Genomic DNA, 23,514 nt, shown 5'->3' with positions numbered 1-23,514 from the left:
ATGAGTGCACCGCTGAAAGAAATCGGCCCGATCAAGGCTGTAATTTTCGATATGGACGGCTTGCTGCTGGACACCGAAGGTATTTACACCGAGGTCACGTCCATCATCGCCGAGCGTTACGGTCGGACGTTCGATTGGAGCGTCAAACAGAACATCATTGGCCGTGGCGCGGAGGATCTGGCGCGTTATGTGGTCGAGGCGCTGGACTTGCCGATGACCGCCGAAGAGTTTCTGGTTATCCGCGAGCCGCTGATGCGCGAGCGTTTTCCTACAGCACTGGCGATGCCCGGCGCCGAGGAGCTGGTTCGGCATTTGAAGGCCAACAATATTCCGATTGCAGTGGGCACCAGCTCTTCGCGCCAATCGTTCGGCCAGAAAACCACCTTGCACCGTGACTGGTTTGCGCTGTTCGACTTCATCGTTACCGCCGATGACCCGCAAGTTACTGCCGCCAAGCCGGCACCGGATATTTTCCTCACGGCGGCGCGACGCTTGGGCGTTGCGCCCGAAGATTGCCTGGTGTTCGAGGATTCGCCGTTCGGCGTCACGGCGGCGAAAGCGGCGGGGATGACGGCGATTGCCATTCCCGACGCGGCCATGGCCGACGAAAAATACGCACATGCCGATGGCATTCTTCGTACGCTGAAAGCGTTCATACCGAGCGATTGTGGTTTACCGGCGCTCGAATGGGCTTAACGACGGGAAATGTGGGAGCGAGCCTGCTCGCGATGGCGGTCTGTCAGTCACATCATTGCTGGATGTGCCGCCGTCATCGCGAGCAGGCTCGCTCCCACATTTGATTTGCGTTTGACTGACCCGTATCAGGCGCCGAAACCACCGTCGATGGTCAGGCTCGCACCCGTGATATAACCCGCTTGCGGGCCGACTAGGTAGGCGACGAAGCTGGCGATTTCTTCTGCTTTGCCGTAACGACCCACGGCCATCAACGGGATCAGGCTGTCGGCGAAGTCACCGTGGGCGGGGTTCATGTCGGTATCGACCGGGCCCGGTTGCACGTTGTTGATGGTGATGCCACGCGGGCCGAGGTCGCGGGCCAGACCTTTGGTCAAGCCGACCAGCGCTGATTTGCTCATGGCGTAGGGACCACCACCGGCGAAGGGCATGCGGTCGGCGTTGGTGCTGCCGATGTTAATGATGCGACCACCTTCGGTCATGTGTTTGGCTGCGGCCTGTGTGGCGATGAACACGCTACGCACGTTGATGGCGAGGGTTTGGTCGAAGTCTTCGAGTGTGAAGTCCTCAAGCGGTGCTACCGCCAACACGCCAGCGTTGTTGACCAGGATGTCCAGGCGACCGAAGGCTTCAACGGTTGCGGTTACGGCGCTGCGAATGGCCTCGGCGTTGGCACTGTCAGCCTTGATGGCGAGCGCTTTGCCGCCGCTACCGACGATGCTGTTTTGCAGTTCTTCGGCTTTGGCCGTGGAACTGACGTAGGTGAAGGCAACAGCCGCGCCTTCAGCGGCCAGGCGTTTGACAATGGCTGCGCCGATGCCGCGAGACCCGCCTTGAATCAAAGCCACTTTGCCGCTGAGGTTCTGAGTAGTCATATCGATCTCCAACGTCCCGAGGCGAGATGTCTCGGTTGATGGGGCCCAGTATCGATTCAGGATTACAGGCTGTGTAGCCGGTAATTGCGATAGTCTGTGTAAACCAAAAGTTTATAGTCGTGCCTATGGAAACCTTCAGCAGTATCGAATGCTTCGTCCGTAGCGCCGAGGTCGGCAGTTTCGCCGAAGCCGCGCGCCGCCTGAGCCTGACCCCGGCGGCAGTGGGCAAGAGCGTCGCCAAGCTTGAGGCGCGACTTGGCGTGCGCTTGTTCCAGCGCAGCACTCGGAGCCTGACCCTCACGGAAGCCGGCCATCTGTTTCTCGGCGAAGTCAGCGCCAGCCTGCACACGATCCAGAACGCAGTGGCCAACCTCGCCAGCGCCGAAGGACGCCCGGCGGGCACGTTGAAAGTCAGCATGGGTACGGTGTTTGGGCGCCTCTACATCGTGCCGTTGCTCGGCGAGTTTCTGCGGCGTTTTCCGGCGATCAATCCCGATTGGCATTTCGATAATCGCCAGGTCGACCTGATCGCCCAGGGTTTCGATGCGGCGATTGGTGGCGGATTCGAACTGCCTCCGGGCGTGGTGGCGCGCAAGCTGACGCCGGCGCATCGGGTGTTGGTGGCGTCAGCCGACTATCTGGCGGAGCGGGAGCCGATCGTTGAACCTGACCCTCTCAAACATCATGACGGGATTCTGATTCGGTCACCGCAGACCGGTCGCGTTCGATCCTGGCAGTTGACCAGTCGCACTCAGCAACACAGCCCGTTGACGCTAAAGGCGCGGATGACCATGAGTGATTCGGAAGCGGCTTGCGCGACGGCAGCCCAGGGTTTGGGGATTGCGCTGGTGAGCATGCCGTTCGCAGTCGCTTATCTGGAGGCGGGGACGCTGCAGCGTGTGTTGCCGGACTGGTATGTCGACGATGGCAACATTTCTATCTATTACTCGGAGCACAAATTGTTGCCAGGCAAGACCCGGGCGTTTGTGGATTTTGTCATCGAGCAGTTTGCAGAGCAGGGGTTGGGGCAGCGGTTTAGTGCGGTTTGAGCCAGATCTGAAACCGAGTCGCTCCCTTCGCGAGCAGGCTCGCTCCCACAGGGGACTTGTGAGCGACACAAATCAACTGTGGGAGCGAGCCTGCTCGCGAAGAACGATAACGCGGTCTACCTGCCAAACCGCCCCGGCCAGCCAATGATTTTTTTCGGCCGCGGCATCGCATACGTGCGCACCTTCGACGTCGATAACCCCAACCGCACCAACGATTCGGCAATTGTCACCGCCGCCGTCACGCCATCCACCACCGGCACGCCGGTGCGCTGACGAATCTGTTCATCCAGCCCGGCCATCCCGCCACAACCGAGGCAAATCACCTCGGCCTTGTCTTCAAGCACAGCCAGTTCTGCCTGACGAATAATTGCCTCCAGCGCACGCTCAGGATCGGATTCCAGCTCCAACACCGCCAACCCACTGGCCCGTACCGACGCGCATCGATCCCACAACCCGGACAGTTTCAGCCGATCCTCGATCAGTGGCACGGTGCGGTCCAGCGTGGTGACCACCGAATAGGCATGGCCAAGGAACATCGCGGTGCTGGCCGCCGCGTCAGTGATGTCCACCACCGGTACATTGAGCAATTCCTGCAAACCTTCGCGGCCGTGCTCACCGTAACCGGCCTGGATCACGGCATCGAAGGGTTGGTCGTAGGCCATCACCCGGTCCATGACGGCAATCGCCGCCAGGTAGCTTTCGAAATTGCCTTCGATGGAGTCGGCACCGAAGTAGGGCGTCAGGCCGATGATTTCGGTGCCAGGTGCCGCCACGGATTGAGCCGAACGTGCGATGGCCTGGGTGATGGATTCGGTGGTGTTGACGTTGACCACGAGAATTCGCATGAGAGGTCCTTACAAACGGGGTGGTTCTGCGGCCCGGCTGCGCTGGGCCGCGATGGATTAATGGCAGACGTTATCGACCGCGATGGCTTCACCGCTGACGTCGGCGTAATGCGGCTGCCGTTTGGCGATGATCAGGTAGAGCATCCCGGCAATCCCGGCGCCGATCAGCCAGGAGAATGGCGACACGCTATGGAAACCAGGCATCAGCGCCAAGGCAATCGCGATCAACGCTGCGGGAATGAACGCCGCTACGGCGCGCAAATTGACCCCTCGGCTGTAGTAATAAGCACCGTTGGGATCTTCGCTGTACAACTGCGGTACGTTGACCTGACCTTTTCGTACGAGCCAGTAGTCGACCATGATCACCCCATACAGCGGACCGAGGAGGGCGCCGAGGCCGGACAGGAAGTACACGATCACCAGCGGGCTGTTGTAGAGGTTCCACGGCAGAATCAGCACGGCAATGGTCGCGCTGATCAGCCCGGCGCGCCGGAACGTCAGGTACTTCGGCGCCAGGTTGCTGAGCACGAAGGCCGGGGCTACGAAGTTGGCCATGATGTTCACCGCCACGGTGACGATCAGGAAGGCCAGGCAACCGAGTACCAGCAAGAAGGTATTGGGGATCGAGGCGATGATTTCCGTCGGGCTTTCGATGATGTGGCCATTGATCTGAAATTGCGCGCCGCAGAGCAGGACGGTGATGCTGGCAAACACCAGAATGTTCACCGGCAGGCCCCAGAAATTTCCGACCTTGATGGTCTTGCGGCATGGCGAAGAGCGGGCGAAGTCGCAGAAGTTAAGAATCAGCGTGCCGTAGATCGCCAGCCACAATGCGCCACCGGCAAAGATATTGCGCCACATCTCACCGCCGCTCAGCGGTTCGCGGATCGACCAGGCAATGGTCGCGTTGGCCTGGGTGTACATCCACGCGGCGAGCGAGGCGACGGTCAGTAGTATCACCGGCCCGGCGAACGCTTCGTAGCGGCGGACCATTTCCATGCCATAGGCGAGGATGCCCAGTTGCACCAGCCAGATCGCCACAAAACACACCCAGCCCAGGCTCGACAAACCAAGGATCAGGTTATGGTCGTACTCGGCGAACCCCGGATGAACCGCCGTTAGCAGTACACGAAAGACCACCGACGCGAGGTACGTCTGGATACCGAACCAGGCGATGGCGATAACGGCGCGAATCAATGCAGGAATTTGCGCTCCATGGATGCCGAAACTGATCCGGCTGATGACAGGAAACGGCACACCGGTCTTCTGGCCCATGTATCCCGACAGGTTCATGAAGCAATACACCAGCGCCGCGCCGATCCCCAGGGACAAGAGTATTTGCCAGCCGCCCAGGCCCAGCGCGTACAGGCCGATGGCGAAGGAATAGTTGGCGATGTTATGCACGTCGTTGGTCCACAGGGCGAAGATGCTGTAGCGACCCCAACGGCGGCCCTCAGCTTTGGTCGGCGCCAGGTCTTTGTTGTGCAAGCGAGGGCTGAGCACGACGGGGTCTTGATACGTTTGATCGTGAGGGGCGGAGGTGGGTGGAAAGGAGGGCAGATCCAGCGCGATGTTGTTATTGGAGAGGCTAGTACGCATTCCGGCAGGCTCCTGAAGCTTAGTGTCGCGATGACTGTGCTTGAGCGTGGGCTCGACAAATCTTCGTCGCGGGCAAAAAGCATCATTGGTTACGGGGCATCTGCAGCCTGTACGGGATAGGGCGCTTCAGGCTTGCGGATCTAAAGTGTGTGTATGTTTTGAATTGATTGTATACAAAACATGTATGCACTTAAGCCAGATCCATGCCAGCTCGCGATCTATAGATTTCGCCGCTGATTTCGTTTGGTTATCGATTAGCGATAAGTCGCTGAAAAAAAGGCGATATAAATTGACCGATTGAACAGGTATTTGTTTTTAAGCGGAGTTGGTGCGGAAGGTCGACTGGGGAAGTCAGGAAAGGTGGATGTAACTTTTCAGGGCGCAGAAACAAAAAGTGCACACACAAATGGCACCTATGGTGACAGTCGTGTGTACACATTCTATGAGGCTGAACACATTACCTGTGGGAGCGAGCCTGCTCGCGAAGACGGACTCACATCCGACATCGATGGAACCTGACCCATCGCCTTCGCGAGCAGGCTCGCTCCCACAGGGGGAATTCACAAGGCAGGGAGTTACGCCTTGGATTTGCTGATGATATTCCCTGCATGCAGCCCACATTCTTTCTGCGTCGCTTCTTCCCACCACCAACGGCCTTCACGCTCGTGCTGGTTCGGTAACACCGGGCGGGTGCAGGGCTCGCAGCCAATGCTGATGAAACCGCGCTCATGCAGACTGTTGTAAGGCAGCTCAAGCATGCGGATGTAACCCCAGATCTCTTCGCTGGTCATTTGCGCCAACGGGTTGAATTTGTACAGGGTGCGTTCCGGGGTGGAGAACGCGGTGTCGATTTCCAGTACTGCAACGGCGCTGCGAGTGCCAGGGCTCTGGTCCCGGCGTTGGCCGGTGGCCCATGCGGTTACCCCGGACAGTTTGCGACGCAGTGGCTCGATCTTGCGGATGCCGCAGCATTCGCCATGACCGTCCTTATAGAAACTGAACAGGCCCTTTTCTTTCACGAACGGTTCAAGTTTCGTGTGGTCCGGCGACACCAGTTCGATGTCGATCTTGTAGTGCTCGCGCACCTGATCGATAAAGCGATAGGTCTCGGGATGCAAGCGGCCGGTGTCGAGGCTGAACACCTTGACGTTCTTGTTCAGCTTCCAGGCCATGTCTACCAGCACCACATCCTCGGCGCCGCTGAAAGATATCCACAGGTCATCGCCAAACTCGGCAAACGCGAGTTTCAGGATGTCCTGGGCGGATTTGTTGGCATAGGTCGTGGCGAGTTCCACGACATCGAACGATGGGCTCATCAGGGCGGCTTCCTACAGGTCGGTGGCGCTGGGCGCTCTATATAGGCCAGATGGTAACAAAATCCTGCGGCCACTGGTGCGTCCTCTGCGTTGCACAGGATGGCCTGAGTCGCTAGAGTTCGGCAGTCTTTTTGCTCGCTCGACTCAATAATCACTACAAATGGGAGTGTCTTGTGGAAATTGCCTGTCTGGATCTTGAAGGTGTGCTGGTCCCGGAAATCTGGATCGCCTTTGCCGAAAAAACCGGGATCGAATCCCTCAGGGCGACCACCCGGGACATTCCCGACTACGACGTGCTGATGAAGCAACGTTTGCGGATTCTCGACGAACACGGCCTGAAACTGACTGACATTCAGGAAGTGATTGCCACGCTCAAGCCACTCGATGGCGCAATCGAGTTCGTCAACTGGTTGCGTGAGCGCTTTCAGGTGGTGATTCTGTCGGACACGTTCTACGAATTTTCCCAACCGCTGATGCGTCAGTTGGGCTTCCCGACCTTGCTCTGCCATCGTCTGATTACCGATGATTCCGGGCGGGTGACCAGCTATCAATTGCGTCAGAAAGATCCGAAGCGTCAGTCGGTATTGGCGTTTAAAAGCCTTTATTACCGGGTGATCGCAGCGGGGGACTCCTACAACGACACCACGATGCTGGGCGAGGCGGATGCAGGGATTTTGTTCCATGCGCCGGATAACGTGATTCGTGAGTTCCCGCAGTTTCCGGCGGTGCACAGCTTTGAGGATTTGAAGCAGGAGTTCATCAAGGCTTCGAATCGGGCACTAAGCCTGTAAACCCGATCCCTGTATGTAGGAGCGAGCTTGCTCGCGATGAACCTGAACGATGACGCGTGCTGTCTGGAAACAAGCGCCGCCTTCAAGTTCTTCGCGAGCAAGCTCGCTCCTACATACAGGGAGCGGTTTGGGTCATAGGCTCTGCAGGGTGTCGAGCAGCACTTTCACCTTGGTGATCGATTCCTGATACTCGGCCTGCCACTCCGAATCCGCCACGATCCCGCCACCGCCCCAGCAACACACCTGCCCATCCTTCACCAGCAAGCTGCGAATTGCGATGGAGCTGTCCATCTCGCCGCGCACGTCCAGGTACAGCAACGAACCGCAGTACAACCCGCGCCGCGTCGGCTCCAGTTCATCAATAATCTGCATCGCCCGAATCTTTGGTGCTCCGGTGATCGATCCGCCCGGAAAGCTGCCGGCGATCAGGTCCAGCGCATCGCGGTTATCCGCCAGTTCACCGGTCACGCTGCTCACCAGATGATGCACGTTCGGGTAACTTTCCAGGCTGAACAACTCCGGCACCCGCACGGACCCGATGCGGCAGGTACGACCAAGGTCGTTGCGCAACAGGTCGACGATCATCAGGTTTTCCGCACGATCCTTGGGGCTGGCCAGCAGTTCGGCGGCGTTCGCTGCATCTTCGGCGGCGGTTAGGCCCCGAGGGCGGGTGCCTTTGATCGGCCGGGTTTCCACGTGGCGTTCGCTGACTTTGACGAAACGCTCCGGCGACAGACTCAGCACGGCGCCGCCGTCAGGCAGGCTCTGGAAGCCGGAAAACGGGGTCGGGCAGGCGGCCCGTAGCGCAACGTACGCGGTCCACGGATCACCTTGGCACTCGGCGCGGAAACGCTGGGCAAAGTTGACCTGATAGCAGTCACCAGCCTGGATGTACTGCTGAATACGCTCTAGCGCTTGTCGGTATTGATCAGCACTCAGGTCGGCGCTCATCGGGGCTTTCAGTTTGAAAGGTTCGAGCGGTTCAAGTGCGGGCTGTGTAAATAACGCGATCAGGCGCTGACGTTCGCTGTCGATCAGTGACGGGTGGAACATCAACTGACTGGTCATCCGTTGGTGATCACTGATCAGCGCCCACTCGTACAGCCCGAAACGCGCATCAGGTAATTGCAGGTCATCGCGCGCCTGGCTCGGCAGGTTTTCCAGATGCCGGCCGAAGTCGTAGCTCAGGTAACCGATCAGGCCACCGGCGAAGGGCAGGTCTAAAGGAGCAGACGCTTCACCGAGTCGTGTCAGATTGTCGCGAAGGCGCTGCAGGAAATCAGCACCACTTTCGTCAGGCATTACCGCCAGTTGCTCCAGCGGCCACGCGCTGAGCAAGTCATAACGCCCACGCTCGGCACTTGGCCGGCCACTGTCGAGCAGCACGGCACCGGGGGCATGACGAATCGCCGCGAAGTATTCGGCGGGGTTGGCGCGATAGGGGAGCGGGTGAACGGAACAGGTCAGCATGGGCGGGGCAGATCAAACATCGAGGCGGGGTGGCGATTGTAGTCTCCTCGGGGAGTTGCTCCTAGAGGGGATGTCGGGAATTGGCTGATTGGGGGCAGGGTTTGAGAGGTGTGGCGCCTGTCAGGCGGCCATCGCGAGCAAGCTCGCTCCCACAGGTGATCACCGAACCTTGTGGGAGCGAGCTTGCTCGCGATGGCCGCGACTCAGTCTTGGATCAACCCTCAACCGCAGGAATATGCCCAAACATTTCCTGAACAAACTTGACCCGTTCCTGCGCTGTCTCGGTCATCCCGCGAGCTTTCAACTCTTCCAGTCGCGCTTCGACTGCGTGCGTACGCAACGTCAGCCCGCAATCATTGGCAATCTGAATGTTCAGTCCCGGCCGCGCGTTAAGCTCAAGAATCAGCGGCCCTTTCTCCTGGTCCAGCACCATGTCGACACCGATGTAACCCAGCCCGCACAGCTCATAACAGCCAGCGGCGAGTTTCATGAAGCCATCCCAGTACGGCAGTTGCACACCATCCACCGCGTTGGTGGTGTCCGGGTGTTTGTTGATGATGTTGTTCAGCCAGGTGCCGCGCAGGGTCAGGCCGGTGGCGAGGTCGACACCGACGCCGATGGCGCCCTGGTGCAGGTTGGCCTTGCCGTTGGACTGACGCGTCGGCAAACGCAACATGGCCATCACCGGATAACCCATCAGCACGATGATGCGAATGTCCGGCACGCCTTCATAACTGATGCTTTTGAAGATCTGGTCCGGGATCACGCGGTATTCGATCAGCGCGCGGTCACGGTGACCGCCCAGGGAATAGAGACCGGTCAGGATGCTGGAAATCTGATGCTCGATTTCCTCATGGCTGATGATCCTGCCAGACACCGTGCGATAACGGCCCTCGAAGCGGTCGGCGATCACCAGGATGCCGTCACCGCCCGCGCCCTGGGCGGGTTTGATCACGAAGTCGTTGCGCCCGTCGATGATCTGCTTGAGGTTGTCGATTTCCTTCTCGGTGGAAATTACGCCATACATTTCCGGTACATGGATCCCGGCGGCGATGGCGCGCTTCTTGGTGATGATCTTGTCATCGACGATCGGGTACAGACTGCGTTTGTTGTATTTGAGCACGTAGTCCGCGTTGCGCCGATTGATCCCCATGATGCCCTGGGCTTCCAGGGCTTTCCAGGTCTTCCAGAGACCGAACATCAGGCGTCGACCTTTTTCAGGAACGCCTTGAAACGTATCAGTTCGGTCAAGCGATAGCCGCGATAGCGACCCATGGCCAGCATGAAGCCCACCATGATCAACAGGATCGCCGGGAAGGTGAACACGAAGTAAACCAGTTCCGGCACCGTCATGATCAGGTGCGCCAGGGACGCCGCGAACAGCGTGCCGATCGCCACTTTCATGGCATGGCCGGAACCGCGCTCTTCCCAAGTGATCGACAGGCGTTCAATGGTCATGGTCAGAATGACCATCGGGAACAGTGCCACCGACAACCCGCGTTCCAGGCCAAGTTTATGACTGAACAGGCTGATGGCCGCAATCAGCACCACCACGAACGTCAGCACCACGGACAGCCTCGGCAGCATTTGCAGCTTCAAGTGTTCAAGGTAGGAACGCAGCGACAGCCCCAGCGCCGTGATGATCGTAAACAGCACAATGCCGAAGCCGAGCTGCGTTTCGCGGAAGGCCAGGGCGATCAGCACCGGGGTAAAGGTGCCAAGGGTCTGAATACCGATCAGGTTGCGCAGGATCAGGATCACCAGCACGCCAATCGGGATCATCACCATGATCATGAAGGTCTGCTGGGTTTGCAGGGGCAAACCGTACAACGAGTATTCGAGGAAGTTGGCGTCGGTGTTTTCGTCGGTCAGCTTGGCCAGGCGAATGGCGTTCATTTCACTGTTGTTCAGGCTGAACGTCACGTTGGCTTTCTTGCCGCCATCAACGGTGATCAGGTTTTCATCGCCGGTCCACCACAGCAGGCGGTCGGTCGGCAGGCCCTGTTCACCGGTGTCCGGGTTGAAATACATCCAATCGGTGCCGTTAAAGCTGCGCAGCCAGAGTTCCGGCGTTTGCGGTTGGTCGGCCACCAGACGAATGGTGTGGACCTTTTCCACCGGCACGTGGGCGATGGACAGTACCAACTCGACGATTTTGGCTTTGTTCACGGTGGAGGTATCGCCGCCCAGCAGCAGTTTCACATTGTCGTCGTTGAGATTGTTGACACGCTTGATGGCTTCGCCGACGAAGGTTTCAACGTCGGCCGAGTGCTGGCGAATCGGCGCGAGCAGGGCTTCGGCAGCGATTTTTTCCGGGCCTTCCACCGCAATGCTGTCGCGGAAAGTCGGGCCTTTGATCTTGGATTTTTCACCGGTGTAGCGCTTGGTCAGCACCAGGCGGTAATAAAGGGTCTGGTTGCCTTTGGCCCGACGCGCCGACCAGGTCACCTTGCGGTTGCCGTCGACACGATTCACCGCCACGCCGTAGTTATTGGAGATGAAGCTCTCGTTGAGGCTGACGTAATCGCGGCTTAGCGGTGGCACGAACATCTGGATCTTGACCGGGTCCTTGGCACTGGCGACGAACTCGACCTTGGCGTCGATGTTCCACAAGTCGTCGGTGGCGTCTTCGGTCACGGGAATACCGAGCACGAAGATTTGATAGGCCGTCACTGAAATGCCCAGGATCACCAGCGTGGCGATCAGCAGTTTCAGATGGAGAGTAAGAGAGCGCATTGGAATTACTCTGCGGTATGAGCGTCGGTGGCGCAGGCGGGTTTGCCAGCAGCGTATTTAAGACTGGGGTCGACCAGCGCATCGAAACGTTTGAGCGCTTCGGAGCCGATCAGGAGCGGGTATTGAAAGGCGCTACGGTCGGTCAAATTCACTTCAATGCTGCGTAAAGCCGAGCCCATGCAGATATCCAGTTCGATCACCGGGCGGGCGGTGTACTTCTTGCCTTCATCCGGGTCGTAGTCACCGGCCCGGCGCTTGATTTTGCTGACCCGGGCCAGCGGTCGTTCGATCGGGTGCGAATGGGCAGCGTCGATGGCCAGATAAAAGCGCACCCAAGACTCGCCATTGCGTTTGAAACGTTTGATGTCGCGGGCACTCAGGGACGCGGTTTTTGCCCCAGTGTCGAGCTTGGCGGCGACTTCCAGATCGATGTCGTCCAGGGACGCGTACTCATTGAGGCCGTATACGGTCTTTTCCCCCGCGGTGGCAAAACCGGGCAGGCAAAGAAGATAAAGGAAGGTGGGGAAGGGCTTGAGTCTCATAAATCCTGGTGCGCAGCGGTACGTACTTCGATTCAAGGCCCTGGCATTGCTGCGCAAGCTCTCTCGTATGCCTAACAGCTCTTTGTGACAAGCAGTGCCGATGTCACAAACAAATGCGGGCGGCATTCTAGCACGGTGGTTTTATGGCGCCAGCGCTGGCGGGCAGCTATAAACAGCTGTGCAGCTTCGTTATGGCGCGGTTGGTTCTTAGCCGATTGTCGACAATACGTATTTTTTCTTTGACTATCAGGCCTGTATTCGCTAGTTTTTGCGGCATCAGCTTTCAAGGTGTCGACAATATGCTGGATCAACTCGATCCCCCGGTCATTACGCAAGACGATTCGGAAACACTTTCCGAGAATGTCTTCCGCCGCATTCAGGCCGCCATCGTCAAGGGCGAAATTGCACCGGGCAGCAAGATTTCCGAGCCGGAGCTGGCGCGCACCTATGGCATCAGCCGCGGACCGCTGCGCGAGGCGATCCACCGCCTGGAAGGCCAGCGCCTGCTGGTTCGGGTGCCGCACGTCGGGGCAAGAGTCGTTTCGCTGAGCCACGCCGAGCTGCTGGAACTCTACGAAATCCGCGAATCCCTTGAAGGCATGGCCTGCCGCCTGGCCGCCGAACGTATGACGGTCGAAGAAATCGACGAATTGCGCCGCGTCCTCGAGACCCACGAGCGTGATGAGGCGTTTCAGGCCGGCAGAGGCTATTACCAGCAGGAAGGCGATTTCGACTTCCATTACCGAATCATCCAGGGCAGCGGTAATCGAACCCTGACCCAGATGCTTTGCGGCGAGCTTTATCAACTGGTGCGCATGTACCGCATCCAGTTTTCCACCACGCCCAATCGCCCGCACCAGGCCTTTGCCGAGCACCACCGAATTCTCGATGCCATCGCCGACCGTGACGGTGAACTGGCCGAGTTGTTGATGCGCCGCCACATCGGCGCCTCCAAACGCAATATCGCTCGTCACTACCAGGACGGCGCTAACCCGACAGCCACTGAACGAGGTGAGTCATGAGTTCCAACAAGAACACTCCAGGCCAGCGTTTCCGCGATGCGGTCGCCAGCGAACATCCGCTGCAAGTCGTCGGCGCGATCAACGCCAACCACGCACTGCTGGCCAAGCGCGCCGGTTTCAAGGCGATTTACCTGTCGGGTGGCGGGGTGGCTGCCGGCTCCCTCGGTGTGCCAGACCTGGGCATCACCGGCCTGGATGACGTGCTGACCGACGTGCGCCGGATCACCGACGTCTGCGACCTGCCGCTGCTGGTGGACGTGGACACCGGATTCGGTTCCTCGGCGTTCAACGTCGCGCGTACCGTAAAGTCGATGATCAAGTTCGGCGCGGCGGCGATTCACATCGAAGACCAGGTCGGCGCCAAGCGCTGCGGTCACCGCCCGAATAAAGAGATCGTGTCGCTGCAGGAAATGGTCGACCGCATCAAGGCCGCCGTCGATGCGCGCACCGACGACAGCTTCGTGATCATGGCCCGTACCGACGCCCTGGCAGTCGAAGGCCTGGAATCTGCCCTGGATCGCGCTGCCGCGTGCATCGAGGCTGGCGCCGACATGATCTTCCCGGAAGCCATCACCGAGCTGGATATGTACAAGCTGTTCGCCAACCGCGTGAAAGCGCCGATCCTGGCCAACATCACCGAATTCGGCGCGACGCCGCTGTACACCACCGAGCAACTGGCCGGTGCCGATGTATCGCTGGTGCTGTACCCGCTGTCGGCTTTTCGCGCGATGAACAAGGCGGCGGAAAACGTCTACACCGCGATCCGTCGCGATGGCACGCAACAGAACGTCATCGACACCATGCAGACCCGCATGGAGCTTTACGATCGCATCGACTACCACACCTTCGAGCAGAAGCTCGATGCGTTGTTCGCTGCAAAAAAATAACCCTGTAGGAGCGAGCTCGCTCGCGAAGGACGTCAACGCTAACGCGGGCCCCCTGATACAACGCGGTGGGCCGTCCACCATCGCGAGCAAGCTCGCTCCTACAGAGGCGGGGTGAATCCCGTCCAGCGTATTTGCAGATTCCCTAATAATTTCAAGATTGGAGACAGCAATGGCCGAAGCAAAAGTACTCAGTGGCGCCGGGCTCCGTGGCCAGGTTGCCGGACAAACCGCATTGTCCACCGTGGGCCAGTCGGGCGCCGGTCTGACCTATCGCGGCTACGACGTTCGCGAGCTGGCGGCTGACGCACAGTTCGAGGAAGTGGCCTACTTGCTGCTTTACGGCGAACTGCCGACCAAAGCACAACTCGCCGCTTACGTCAGCAAGCTGAGCAAGCTGCGTGACCTGCCGCAAGCCCTCAAAGAAGTATTGGAACGCATCCCCGCCGACGCCCATCCGATGGACGTGATGCGCACCGGTTGCTCGTTCCTGGGCAACATCGAACCGGAGAAAGACTTCTCCGAGCAGCACGACGTGACCGACCGCCTGCTGGCCGCATTCCCTGCGATCATGACCTACTGGTATCGCTTCAGCCACGACGGCAAGCGCATCAGCTGCGTGAGCGACGAACAGTCCATCGGCGGCCACTTCCTGCACCTGCTGCACGACAAGAAGCCGAGTGAACTGCACGTCAAAGTGATGAACGTTTCGCTGATCCTCTACGCGGAACACGAGTTCAACGCTTCGACTTTCACCGCACGGGTTTGCGCTTCGACACTGTCGGACATGTTCTCCTGCATCACCGCGGCCATCGGTTCCCTGCGCGGTCCGCTGCACGGCGGCGCCAACGAAGCGGCGATGGAAATGATCGAGCGCTTCAGCTCGCCTGAAGAGGCAATCAAAGGCACCCTCGGCATGCTCGAGCGCAAGGACAAGATCATGGGCTTCGGCCACGCGATCTATAAGGACAACGATCCGCGCAACGAGGTGATCAAGGGCTGGTCGAAAAAACTCGCGGACGAAGTGGGCGACACGGTGTTGTTCCCGGTTTCCGAAGCCATCGACAAGACCATGTGGGAGCAGAAGAAACTGTTCCCGAACGCCGACTTCTACCATGCGTCGACGTACCACTTCATGGGCATCCCGACCAAATTGTTCACACCGATTTTCGTCTGCTCGCGCCTGACCGGCTGGGCGGCGCATGTGTTCGAACAACGTGCCAACAACCGCATCATCCGCCCAAGCGCCGAGTACATCGGCGTCGAACAGCGCAAGTTCGTGCCAATCGAACAACGCTGAATGGTGAGGCACTGCACCGGGATCTGAATAAACCCAGGTCCCTGTGGGAGCGAGCTTGCTCGCGATAGCGGCGGGTCAGTCGACATCAATGTCGGATAGGACTCAGTCATCGCGAGCAAGCTCGCTCCCACAGTGGATTGTGGCGACTTCAAGTCCAGTGCCAGGCCCTCCTTTTGAAATTACCGTGACCGAGTCCTGACGATGAACACTCAATTCCGCAAATCGCTGCCCGGCAGCCATCTGGATTACTTCGACGTCCGTGCGGCTGTCGAAGCCATCCAGCCTGGGGCCTATGACACCCTGCCATACACCTCCCGCGTGCTGGCGGAAAACCTGGTGCGTCGCTGTGACCCGGCCACGCTCACCGAATCCCTGAAGCAATTCATCGAGCGCAAACGCGACCTCGACTTCCCGTGGTTCCCGGCCCGCGTGGTGTGCCACGACATTCTTGGCCAGACCGCGCTGGTCGACCTCGCCGGCCTGCGTGACGCCATCGCCCTGCAAGGTGGCGATCCGGCGCAAGTGAACCCGGTGGTGCCGACGCAATTGATCGTCGACCACTCCCTGGCCGTCGAGCGCGGTGGTTTCGATCCGGAGGCGTTCGAGAAGAACCGCGCCATCGAAGACCGTCGTAACGAAGACCGTTTCCACTTCATCAACTGGACCAAGAAGGCGTTCAAGAACGTCGACGTGATCCCGCCGGGCAACGGCATCATGCACCAGATCAACCTGGAGAAAATGTCTCCGGTGATCCAGGTGCGCGATGGCGTGGCGTTCCCCGACACCTGCGTCGGCACCGACAGCCACACCCCACACGTCGATGCCCTGGGCGTGATCGCCATCGGTGTCGGTGGTCTGGAAGCAGAAAGCGTGATGCTCGGTCGCGCGTCGTGGATGCGTCTGCCGGAAAGCGTCGGCGTCGAGCTGACGGGCAAACTGCAACCGGGCATCACCGCCACTGACATGGTGCTGGCGCTGACCGAATTCCTGCGTAAACAGAAAGTCGTCGGCGCGTGGCTGGAATTCTTTGGTGAAGGCGCCTCGGCCCTGACCCTGGGCGACCGCGCAACCATTTCCAACATGGCCCCGGAGTACGGTGCCACGGCCGCGATGTTCTACATCGACCAGCAGACCATCGACTACCTCAAGCTCACCGGCCGTGAAGACGAGCAAGTGCAGTTGGTCGAGCATTACGCCAAGACCACAGGTCTGTGGGCCGACAGCCTGAAAGGCGCGCAATACGAGCGCGGGTTGACCTTCAACCTGTCCTCGGTGGTGCGCAACATGGCCGGCCCGAGCAACCCGCACGCCCGCGTCGCGACGTCCGATCTCGCTGCCCAAGGCATCTCCGGTCAGTGGGATGACGTGCCAGGCCAAATGCCGGATGGCGCAGTGATTATCGCCGCCATCACCAGCTGCACCAACACCAGCAACCCGCGCAACGTCATCGCTGCCGGCCTGCTGGCGCGCAACGCCAACAAGCTCGGATTGACGCGCAAGCCGTGGGTCAAATCGTCCCTGGCACCGGGCTCGAAAACCGTGGCGCTGTACCTCGATGAAGCCGGCCTGACCACTGAACTGGAGCAACTGGGCTTCGGCGTCGTGGCGTTCGCGTGCACCACGTGCAATGGCATGTCCGGCGCGCTGGATCCGGTGATTCAGCAAGAGATCATCGACCGCGACCTGTACGCCACTGCCGTACTGTCCGGTAACCGCAACTTCGATGGCCGGATTCACCCGTACGCCAAGAACGCCTTCCTCGCGTCGCCACCATTGGTCGTGGCTTACGCCATCGCCGGCACCATCCGTTTCGACATCGAAAAAGATGTGTTGGGTGTGGTCGACGGCAAGGAAATTCGCCTGAAAGACATCTGGCCGAGCGACGAAGAAATCGACGCGGTGGTCAAGGCGTCGGTCAAGCCGGAGCAGTTCCGTCAGGTCTACATTCCGATGTTCGCCATCCACGAAGACACCGGCCCGAAAGTGACGCCGCTGTACGACTGGCGCGAAAAGAGCACCTACATCCGTCGCCCGCCGTACTGGGAAGGTGCATTGGCCGGCGCGCGTCCGCTCAAGGGCATGCGCCCGCTGGCGGTGCTGCCGGACAACATCACCACCGATCACCTGTCGCCATCCAACGCGATCATGCTTGACAGCGCCGCCGGCGAATACCTGGCGAAAATGGGCTTGCCGGAAGAGGATTTCAACTCTTACGCGACCCACCGCGGTGACCACTTGACCGCGCAGCGCGCGACCTTTGCCAACCCTAAACTGTTCAACGAAATGGTTCAGGAAAACGGCAAGGTCAAGCAGGGTTCGCTGGCTCGCGTCGAGCCGGAAGGCAAAGTGATGCGCATGTGGGAAGCCATCGAAACCTACATGGATCGCAAGCAGCCGCTGATCATCATCGCCGGTGCCGATTACGGTCAGGGTTCGTCCCGCGACTGGGCGGCCAAAGGCGTGCGTCTGGCGGGTGTGGAAGCGATTGCAGCCGAGGGCTTCGAGCGCATTCACCGCACCAACCTGGTGGGCATGGGCGTCTTGCCGCTGGAATTCAAACCGGGCACCGATCGCCACACCCTGGCCATCGACGGCAGCGAAACCTACGACGTGATCGGTGAGCGTACGCCGCGCGCCGAACTGACGCTGGTCATCCATCGCAAGAACGGTGAGCGCGTCGATGTGCCAGTGACCTGCCGTCTCGACACCGCTGAAGAAGTGTCGATCTACGAGGCCGGCGGCGTACTGCAACGTTTCGCCCAGGACTTCCTCGAAGAATCGGCGGTCGCCGTCTAACACAGGCTGTGCAGGCACGGGACTTCAAGTCCCGTGTCTGTTTTCAAGGAGTAAGGAGCATCATGGCTCACGCACCTCAGATCAAGATTGCCGCCACCTACATGCGTGGCGGCACCAGCAAAGGCGTGTTCTTCAGCCTGAAAGATTTGCCCGAAGCGGCACAGATTCCGGGCCCGGCCCGCGATGCCTTGTTGCTACGCGTCATCGGCAGCCCCGATCCGTACGACAAGCAAATCGACGGCATGGGCGGCGCGACCTCCAGCACCAGCAAAACCGTGATTCTGTCGAAGAGCATCAAGGCTGATCACGACGTCGATTACCTGTTCGGTCAGGTCTCGATCGACAAGCCTTTCGTCGACTGGAGCGGCAACTGTGGCAACCTGTCGGCAGCGGTCGGTTCGTTCGCCATCAGCAACGGTCTGGTGGACGCCAGCCGCATTCCGCAGAACGGCATCGCCGTGGTGCGCGTGTGGCAAGCCAACATCGGCAAGACCATCATCGCCCATGTGCCGATCACCCACGGTGAAGTGCAGGAAACCGGTGATTTCGAACTCGACGGCGTGACCTTTCCGGCCGCCGAAGTGCAGGTCGAATTCATGGACCCGGCGGCGGAAGAAGAGGGCGGCGGCGGTTCGATGTTTCCTACCGGCAATTTGGTGGATGACCTCGAAGTGCCCGGCGTCGGGACCTTCAAGGCGACCATGATCAATGCCGGCATCCCGACGATTTTCGTTAACGCTGAAGACATCGGCTACACAGGCACCGAGTTGCAAGGCGCGATCAACGGTGATCCGAAAGCCCTGGCGATGTTCGAGACCATCCGTGCCTACGGCGCGCTGCGCATGGGGCTGATTTCGAACCTGGACGAAGCGGCCAAGCGTCAGCACACGCCGAAAGTGGCGTTCGTTGCCAAGCCAGCCGACTATGTGGCATCCAGTGGCAAGGCGATTGCGGCGGGTGATGTCGACCTGTTGGTTCGCGCGCTGTCCATGGGCAAATTGCACCACGCGATGATGGGCACGGCAGCTGTCGCTATCGGTACCGCCGCCGCGATTTCCGGCACTTTGGTCAACCTCGCGGCAGGCGGTATCGACCGCAATGCTGTGCGCTTCGGCCATCCGTCGGGCACGTTGCGTGTAGGGGCAGAAGCCAGCCAGGTGAACGGTGAATGGACCGTGAACAAAGCCATCATGAGCCGCAGTGCACGGGTGTTGATGGAAGGCTACGTTCGTGTGCCGGGCGATTCGTTCTAATCCCGACAGTGAACCCATGTGGGAGCGAGCCTGCTCGCGAAAACGGTGTGTCAGACAAATATGATGTCGACTGACACTCCCTATTCGCGAGCAGGCTCGCTCCCACAGTGGACTGCATTTCAATATTAAGAATGGTGTCACCGACTGAGATTTAACCTGTACCGAGGTCCCATCAACGAACCACTTCAAGAGTGAATCGAACATGAGCGCCAACGTCGACCTGAACAACCGCCCCGACTACGACACGGTCCTGCAGGACATTGCCGATTACGTCCTGACGTTCAATATCGAATCCAAAGAAGCGTTGGATACCGCCCGCAACTGCCTGATCGACACCCTCGGTTGCGGCCTCCTGGCCCTGCGCTTTCCCGAATGCACCAAACACCTGGGCCCCATCGTTGAAGGCACCGTCGTCCCGTTCGGTGCTCGCGTGCCGGGCACCAGCTTTCGCCTCGACCCGGTCAAAGCCGCCTGGGACATCGGTTGCATCGTCCGCTGGCTCGACTACAACGACACTTGGCTCGCTGCTGAGTGGGGACATCCGTCCGATAACCTCGGCGGCATTCTCGCGGTGGCCGATCACTTGTCGCAAAAACGCCTGGCCAATGGCGACACGCCGCTGACCGTTCGTGCCGTGCTCGAAGCCATGATCATGGCCCACGAGATTCAAGGCGTCATAGCACTGGAAAACTCCTTCAACCGTGTCGGCCTCGATCACGTGATCCTGGTGAAAGTCGCCTCGACCGCCGTGACCGCCAAGCTTATGGGGGCCAATCGCGAGCAGCTGCTGTCCGCGTTGTCCCACGCGTTCGCCGACGGCCAGGCGCTGCGTACTTACCGGCATGCGCCGAATGCCGGATCGCGCAAATCCTGGGCGGCCGGCGATGCGTCCAGCCGCGGTGTGCGGCTGGCGGACATCGCCATGCGTGGCGAGATGGGCGTTCCCGGCGTGCTGAGCGCCAGGCAGTGGGGCTTCTACGATGTGCTGTTCAGCCACACCAACAACGACCTGGCGCTCAAGCCTGAAGGCAAGCGCACCTTCAGTTTCTCCCGCAAGTACGGCAGCTACGTGATGGAAAACGTGCTGTTCAAGATCAGTTTTCCGGCCGAATTCCACGCGCAAACCGCTTGCGAAGCAGCGGTAAGCCTGCACCCGCAAGTCAAAAATCGGTTGCACGAGATCGACAAAATCGTCATCACCACACACGAGTCGGCGATTCGCATCATTTCCAAGGTCGGCCCGTTGGCCAATGCCGCCGACCGCGACCACTGCATTCAGTACATGACCGCCGTACCACTGGCCTTCGGCAATTTGGTGGCCGAGCAATACGAAGATGACTTCCACGAGGCGCATCCGATCATCGACGTGCTGCGCGACAAAATGGTCATCGTCGAAGAGCCGCGTTATACCCGCGAATACCTGGAACCGGACAAGCGCTCCATCGCCAATGCAGTGCAAGTGTTCTTCAAGGACGGCTCCAGCACCGAAAACGTGGCGGTTGAGTACCCCATCGGTCATCGCCGTCGGCGTACCGATGGCATCCCGTTGCTGGAAGAAAAATTCAAAACCAACCTGGCGACTCGCTTCACGGCCCAGCGTAGTGCCGAGATATTTGCATTGTGCAAGGATCAGACGGCGCTTGAAGCGACCCCGGTCAACCGCTTCATGGACTTGTTTTTCCTGTAGGAGCGAGCTTGCTCGCGATGCACTCAAGAGCGCCGCGTCCATCCAGTCGCCACGCGTCATCGTTAGCGACCATCGCGAGCGAGCTCGCTCCTACAGGGGTGCGAGGTCAGGCCTTCAACCATTTTTCGACCGGTAGCTTGGTGATCCCAAACCCCGTCAGCAAAATCGCCGAATACATCATCAGTTCCTGGGACAGGGGTTGCCCCTCGTACCAGGCGCCGATCACGACGGCGAACACCGGGAAAATGATGAAAACAAATGACAGGATGACTGGGCTTAGCCTTTTGAGCAGCAGGAAATAGACAATAAACCCGCCCACCGACGCCACCAGCCCCAGATAGAGCAGGGCGCTCCATGAGCGCAGGCTGATCGCAGAAAACACCGGCGCTTCGGCATTCAGGCCCGCGACAAACAGCATCAAACCGGCGATGCCGATCGGCAGGGTGTTGTAGGTGATCACACTGATCGCACTGCCATGTTTTTTGGTCACCACGTAGCACAGCGCATGCATCACCGCCGCGCAGAAAATCGCCAGCACCCCGAACCATTGCGCATCGTCCAGGTGCAGCCCTTGGCTACGAATAATCATGAACAGGCTGCCGAAGCCGATGGCGATGCCGAGCACTTGGGAAGGATAGATTTTCTCCCGCAGAAACAGTGCGCAGAACAGCAGGATGAACACCGGCATGCAGCTGAACAGCAGTGCCGTGAGCCCTGATGAAACGTGCATTTCCCCGTAGTTGAGCAAGTAGTACGGCAGGCTGAAATAGGACAGCGTCACGAAGACAAAAAACCAGCGACTTTGCCTCGGGAACAACAACGGTTCACCCCGTAAAAGCGCAAAGCTCAGGAAGAGTGGGAAAGCGATCAGGAACCTCAGGCCGGCAGCGGTGAGCGGCGGCACCGTTTCTACCGCGATCTTGATCCCCAGCCATGTCGTGCCCCAGCTGAGACAAACGATCAAGAACAGCACGCTGGTAATCGCTGCGGTTAGGCAGGGTCTTGCATGACTTGACGATGCACTGATGGCGATGGACATGATCGAGCTCCTTTTATCGTTGGAATTGACCTTCATCTACAAAAGGTCTATCCCTGATTGAACCTGTTTTAAGCACGCTATTCGGGGCTTGAATGACTGTCAAAGTAAGTATTGCCATGGTGTCAATCCTGCGTGATGGCCTCGCCAACGGTCTGGGCGTGAAATACAAACGCCTGGCCGACGCTGTCGAGAAAGGCATCTCTGAAGGGGTAATCGAGCCGGGCTGCAAGTTGCCGCCCCATCGACTGTTGGCCGATAGCCTCGGCGTGACCATTGGCACCATCAGTCGCGCTTATGGCGAGCTGGAACGTGTGGGATTGGTCGTTGCTCGTGTAGGAGACGGCACTTATGTCCGTCAGCGCGGGATGGAGCGGCCGCGTGACAGTGGCTTTCGCAATGTGAGTGATGAGCCGCAGCCGTTTTTTGACATGAGCCGCAATCAACCGATTCCCGGGGAGGAAGGGCTATTTTTGAGTCAGAGCTTGCAAGCACTGGCCCTTGATCCTGAGGCGTTGCAGCGCATCGGCGGCTACACCGCCGAGGCTGGGTTGCCACGCCATCGTGCGGCAGGCGCGCATTGGCTACGACACAATGAGTTTGTCGCGAATCCTGAGCAGATTGTCTGCGTCAACGGCGGCCAGCACGGCCTGTTGTGTGCCTTGTTGGGGCTGCTGAAGACGGGTGATGCGTTAGTCACGGAGCACCTGACTTATCCGGGGTTGATCAGCGTCGCGCGCCTGCTCGGGATCAAGCTCATCGGCGTCGCAATGGATGCGCAAGGGCTGATACCGGACGCCCTGGATGAGGCGTGTCGCAACCACCGCGTGTCAGCGCTGTATTGCACGCCAACGATCCAGAATCCTACGGCGGCAGTGATGTCCGTCCCAAGGCGGGAGGCGATCGTTGAAGTCTGTCGTCAGCACAATCTGCTGATCTTCGAAGACGAAGCCCACGCGGCATTGGCTCAACAACGACCGTTACCCTTGAGCCATTTCGCCCCGGAGCGCTCGGTGTTGATCGGTAGCCTCAGCAAAGCAGTCTCGGCGGGATTGCGGGTGGGCTACTTGCATGCGCCACAACCGTTGATCGGACGCTTGAGCGCGGCGGTGCGCGGGACGTGCTGGATGGCTAGCCCACTGACGCTGGAGGTGGCGAGTCTGTGGATTGAAAATGGTACGGCGGAGCAGTTGTTGCGCCGGCAGACGGTCGAGATCGGTCGGCGCAAGGCCTTGGTTGCTGGACTGCTGGAGGGCTTGGCGTACAAAACTCATCCTTACAGTCCGCACTTCTGGATCGAAGTGCCCGACCCGTGGCGGGCGTCGCAGATTGCGGCGGAGCTCAAGGAGAATAATTATCGGGTGGCGACTGCCGAGATGTTTGCGGTCGGGCAGGGGGCGGTGCCGCAGTTCATCAGGGCGAGTGTGTGTAATACGGCGGGGGATGATCGGTTGTTGCTGCAGGGGTTTGACGCGCTGGCGTTGGCATTAACAGAGACTGTGTAATCGTTCATCGCGAGCAAGCTCGCTCCCACAGGAGATCTCCGGTGGTTGCAAAATTTGCATCCGACACAGATCAAATGTGGGAGCGAGCTTGCTCGCGATAGCGGTGTAACAGGCG

The 23,514-nt window shown here is 59.4% G+C and carries 19 protein-coding genes; 10 read left to right on the top strand and 9 right to left on the bottom strand.

The annotated features are described in order from the left end of the window. The gene (locus tag AC1MDT_RS13730; RefSeq protein WP_480422525.1) at positions 1 to 696 is read left to right on the top strand and encodes an HAD-IA family hydrolase; all 696 of its coding nucleotides are present in this window, start codon (positions 1 to 3) and stop codon (positions 694 to 696) included. A 125-nt stretch (positions 697 to 821) separates the two neighbouring features. Here AC1MDT_RS13730 and AC1MDT_RS13725 read toward each other — a convergent pair whose 3' ends face one another. Next, entirely contained in the window at positions 822 to 1,568 is a 747-nt protein-coding gene (locus AC1MDT_RS13725; protein ID WP_480422524.1) for a 3-oxoacyl-ACP reductase family protein, read from the bottom strand. 125 nt (positions 1,569 to 1,693) lie between these two features. Here AC1MDT_RS13725 and AC1MDT_RS13720 point away from each other — a divergent pair, with 125 nt between their 5' ends. Further along, on the top strand, positions 1,694 to 2,617 hold the full coding sequence (locus tag AC1MDT_RS13720; protein WP_480422782.1) for a LysR family transcriptional regulator: 924 nt from the start codon (positions 1,694 to 1,696) through the stop codon (positions 2,615 to 2,617). 116 nt (positions 2,618 to 2,733) lie between these two features. On the opposite strand, the gene AC1MDT_RS13715 is transcribed toward AC1MDT_RS13720, so the two are convergent. The 3 genes from AC1MDT_RS13715 to AC1MDT_RS13705 form a co-directional block, all read right to left on the bottom strand. Then, positions 2,734 to 3,462 (bottom strand): aspartate/glutamate racemase family protein, encoded by a 729-nt coding sequence (locus AC1MDT_RS13715; protein ID WP_480422523.1) that lies wholly within the window; start codon positions 3,460 to 3,462, stop codon positions 2,734 to 2,736. A gap of 57 nt (positions 3,463 to 3,519) precedes the next feature. After that, positions 3,520 to 5,061 (bottom strand): NCS1 family nucleobase:cation symporter-1, encoded by a 1,542-nt coding sequence (locus tag AC1MDT_RS13710; protein ID WP_480422522.1) that lies wholly within the window; start codon positions 5,059 to 5,061, stop codon positions 3,520 to 3,522. Positions 5,062 to 5,636: 575 nt separating this feature from the next. Further along, the gene (locus AC1MDT_RS13705; protein WP_223487587.1) at positions 5,637 to 6,377 is read right to left on the bottom strand and encodes a phosphoadenylyl-sulfate reductase; all 741 of its coding nucleotides are present in this window, start codon (positions 6,375 to 6,377) and stop codon (positions 5,637 to 5,639) included. Between the two features lie 173 nt (positions 6,378 to 6,550). Here AC1MDT_RS13705 and thrH point away from each other — a divergent pair, with 173 nt between their 5' ends. Continuing rightward, on the top strand, positions 6,551 to 7,168 hold the full coding sequence (gene thrH, locus AC1MDT_RS13700) for a bifunctional phosphoserine phosphatase/homoserine phosphotransferase ThrH (protein WP_109628821.1): 618 nt from the start codon (positions 6,551 to 6,553) through the stop codon (positions 7,166 to 7,168). A gap of 132 nt (positions 7,169 to 7,300) precedes the next feature. Here the strand turns inward: thrH and pabB are convergent, their stop codons facing one another. The 4 genes from pabB to rloA all read right to left on the bottom strand — a co-directional run bounded on the left by pabB (position 7,301) and on the right by rloA (position 11,916). Then, entirely contained in the window at positions 7,301 to 8,638 is a 1,338-nt protein-coding gene (gene pabB / locus AC1MDT_RS13695; RefSeq protein ID WP_480422521.1) for an aminodeoxychorismate synthase component I, read from the bottom strand. 214 nt (positions 8,639 to 8,852) lie between these two features. Next, positions 8,853 to 9,839 carry an alpha-L-glutamate ligase-like protein gene (locus tag AC1MDT_RS13690; protein ID WP_480422520.1) on the bottom strand — a complete coding sequence of 329 codons (987 nt, stop codon included), beginning with the start codon at positions 9,837 to 9,839 and terminating at the stop codon, positions 8,853 to 8,855. Beyond that, positions 9,839 to 11,374, bottom strand: coding sequence for an osmotic stress tolerance membrane protein RloB (gene rloB, locus AC1MDT_RS13685; RefSeq protein WP_480422518.1), 1,536 nt, complete (start codon positions 11,372 to 11,374; stop codon positions 9,839 to 9,841). Before rloB ends, AC1MDT_RS13690 begins: the two co-directional genes overlap by 1 nt. A gap of 5 nt (positions 11,375 to 11,379) precedes the next feature. Continuing rightward, positions 11,380 to 11,916 (bottom strand): retropepsin-like aspartic peptidase RloA, encoded by a 537-nt coding sequence (gene rloA / locus AC1MDT_RS13680; protein WP_480422517.1) that lies wholly within the window; start codon positions 11,914 to 11,916, stop codon positions 11,380 to 11,382. 302 nt (positions 11,917 to 12,218) lie between these two features. Between rloA and AC1MDT_RS13675 the strand changes: the two genes are divergently transcribed. The 6 genes from AC1MDT_RS13675 to prpD all read left to right on the top strand — a co-directional run bounded on the left by AC1MDT_RS13675 (position 12,219) and on the right by prpD (position 20,858). Further along, a complete protein-coding gene (locus tag AC1MDT_RS13675; RefSeq protein WP_414909645.1) occupies positions 12,219 to 12,938 on the top strand; it encodes a GntR family transcriptional regulator in 720 nt (239 codons plus the stop codon). Further along, entirely contained in the window at positions 12,935 to 13,825 is an 891-nt protein-coding gene (prpB, locus tag AC1MDT_RS13670) for a methylisocitrate lyase (protein WP_480422516.1), read from the top strand. Before AC1MDT_RS13675 ends, prpB begins: the two co-directional genes overlap by 4 nt. A gap of 169 nt (positions 13,826 to 13,994) precedes the next feature. Beyond that, positions 13,995 to 15,122 carry a bifunctional 2-methylcitrate synthase/citrate synthase gene (gene prpC / locus AC1MDT_RS13665; RefSeq protein WP_480422515.1) on the top strand — a complete coding sequence of 376 codons (1,128 nt, stop codon included), beginning with the start codon at positions 13,995 to 13,997 and terminating at the stop codon, positions 15,120 to 15,122. Between the two features lie 201 nt (positions 15,123 to 15,323). Further along, complete coding sequence (acnD, locus tag AC1MDT_RS13660; RefSeq protein WP_480422514.1) at positions 15,324 to 17,918, top strand: Fe/S-dependent 2-methylisocitrate dehydratase AcnD; 2,595 nt, start codon at positions 15,324 to 15,326, stop codon at positions 17,916 to 17,918. A gap of 62 nt (positions 17,919 to 17,980) precedes the next feature. Continuing rightward, complete coding sequence (gene prpF, locus AC1MDT_RS13655; RefSeq protein ID WP_480422513.1) at positions 17,981 to 19,171, top strand: 2-methylaconitate cis-trans isomerase PrpF; 1,191 nt, start codon at positions 17,981 to 17,983, stop codon at positions 19,169 to 19,171. A 202-nt stretch (positions 19,172 to 19,373) separates the two neighbouring features. Beyond that, complete coding sequence (gene prpD / locus AC1MDT_RS13650; protein ID WP_480422512.1) at positions 19,374 to 20,858, top strand: 2-methylcitrate dehydratase; 1,485 nt, start codon at positions 19,374 to 19,376, stop codon at positions 20,856 to 20,858. Positions 20,859 to 20,964: 106 nt separating this feature from the next. Here the strand turns inward: prpD and AC1MDT_RS13645 are convergent, their stop codons facing one another. Beyond that, the gene (locus AC1MDT_RS13645; protein ID WP_480422511.1) at positions 20,965 to 21,897 is read right to left on the bottom strand and encodes a DMT family transporter; all 933 of its coding nucleotides are present in this window, start codon (positions 21,895 to 21,897) and stop codon (positions 20,965 to 20,967) included. Between the two features lie 92 nt (positions 21,898 to 21,989). Here AC1MDT_RS13645 and AC1MDT_RS13640 point away from each other — a divergent pair, with 92 nt between their 5' ends. After that, on the top strand, positions 21,990 to 23,399 hold the full coding sequence (locus tag AC1MDT_RS13640) for an aminotransferase-like domain-containing protein (protein WP_480422510.1): 1,410 nt from the start codon (positions 21,990 to 21,992) through the stop codon (positions 23,397 to 23,399). Positions 23,400 to 23,514 lie beyond the last annotated feature (115 nt).

Source organism: Pseudomonas sp. ASL7, from assembly GCF_056680375.1.
Note: the sequence above shows the minus strand (reverse complement) of the source record. Positions and strands in the feature narration are given on the sequence as shown.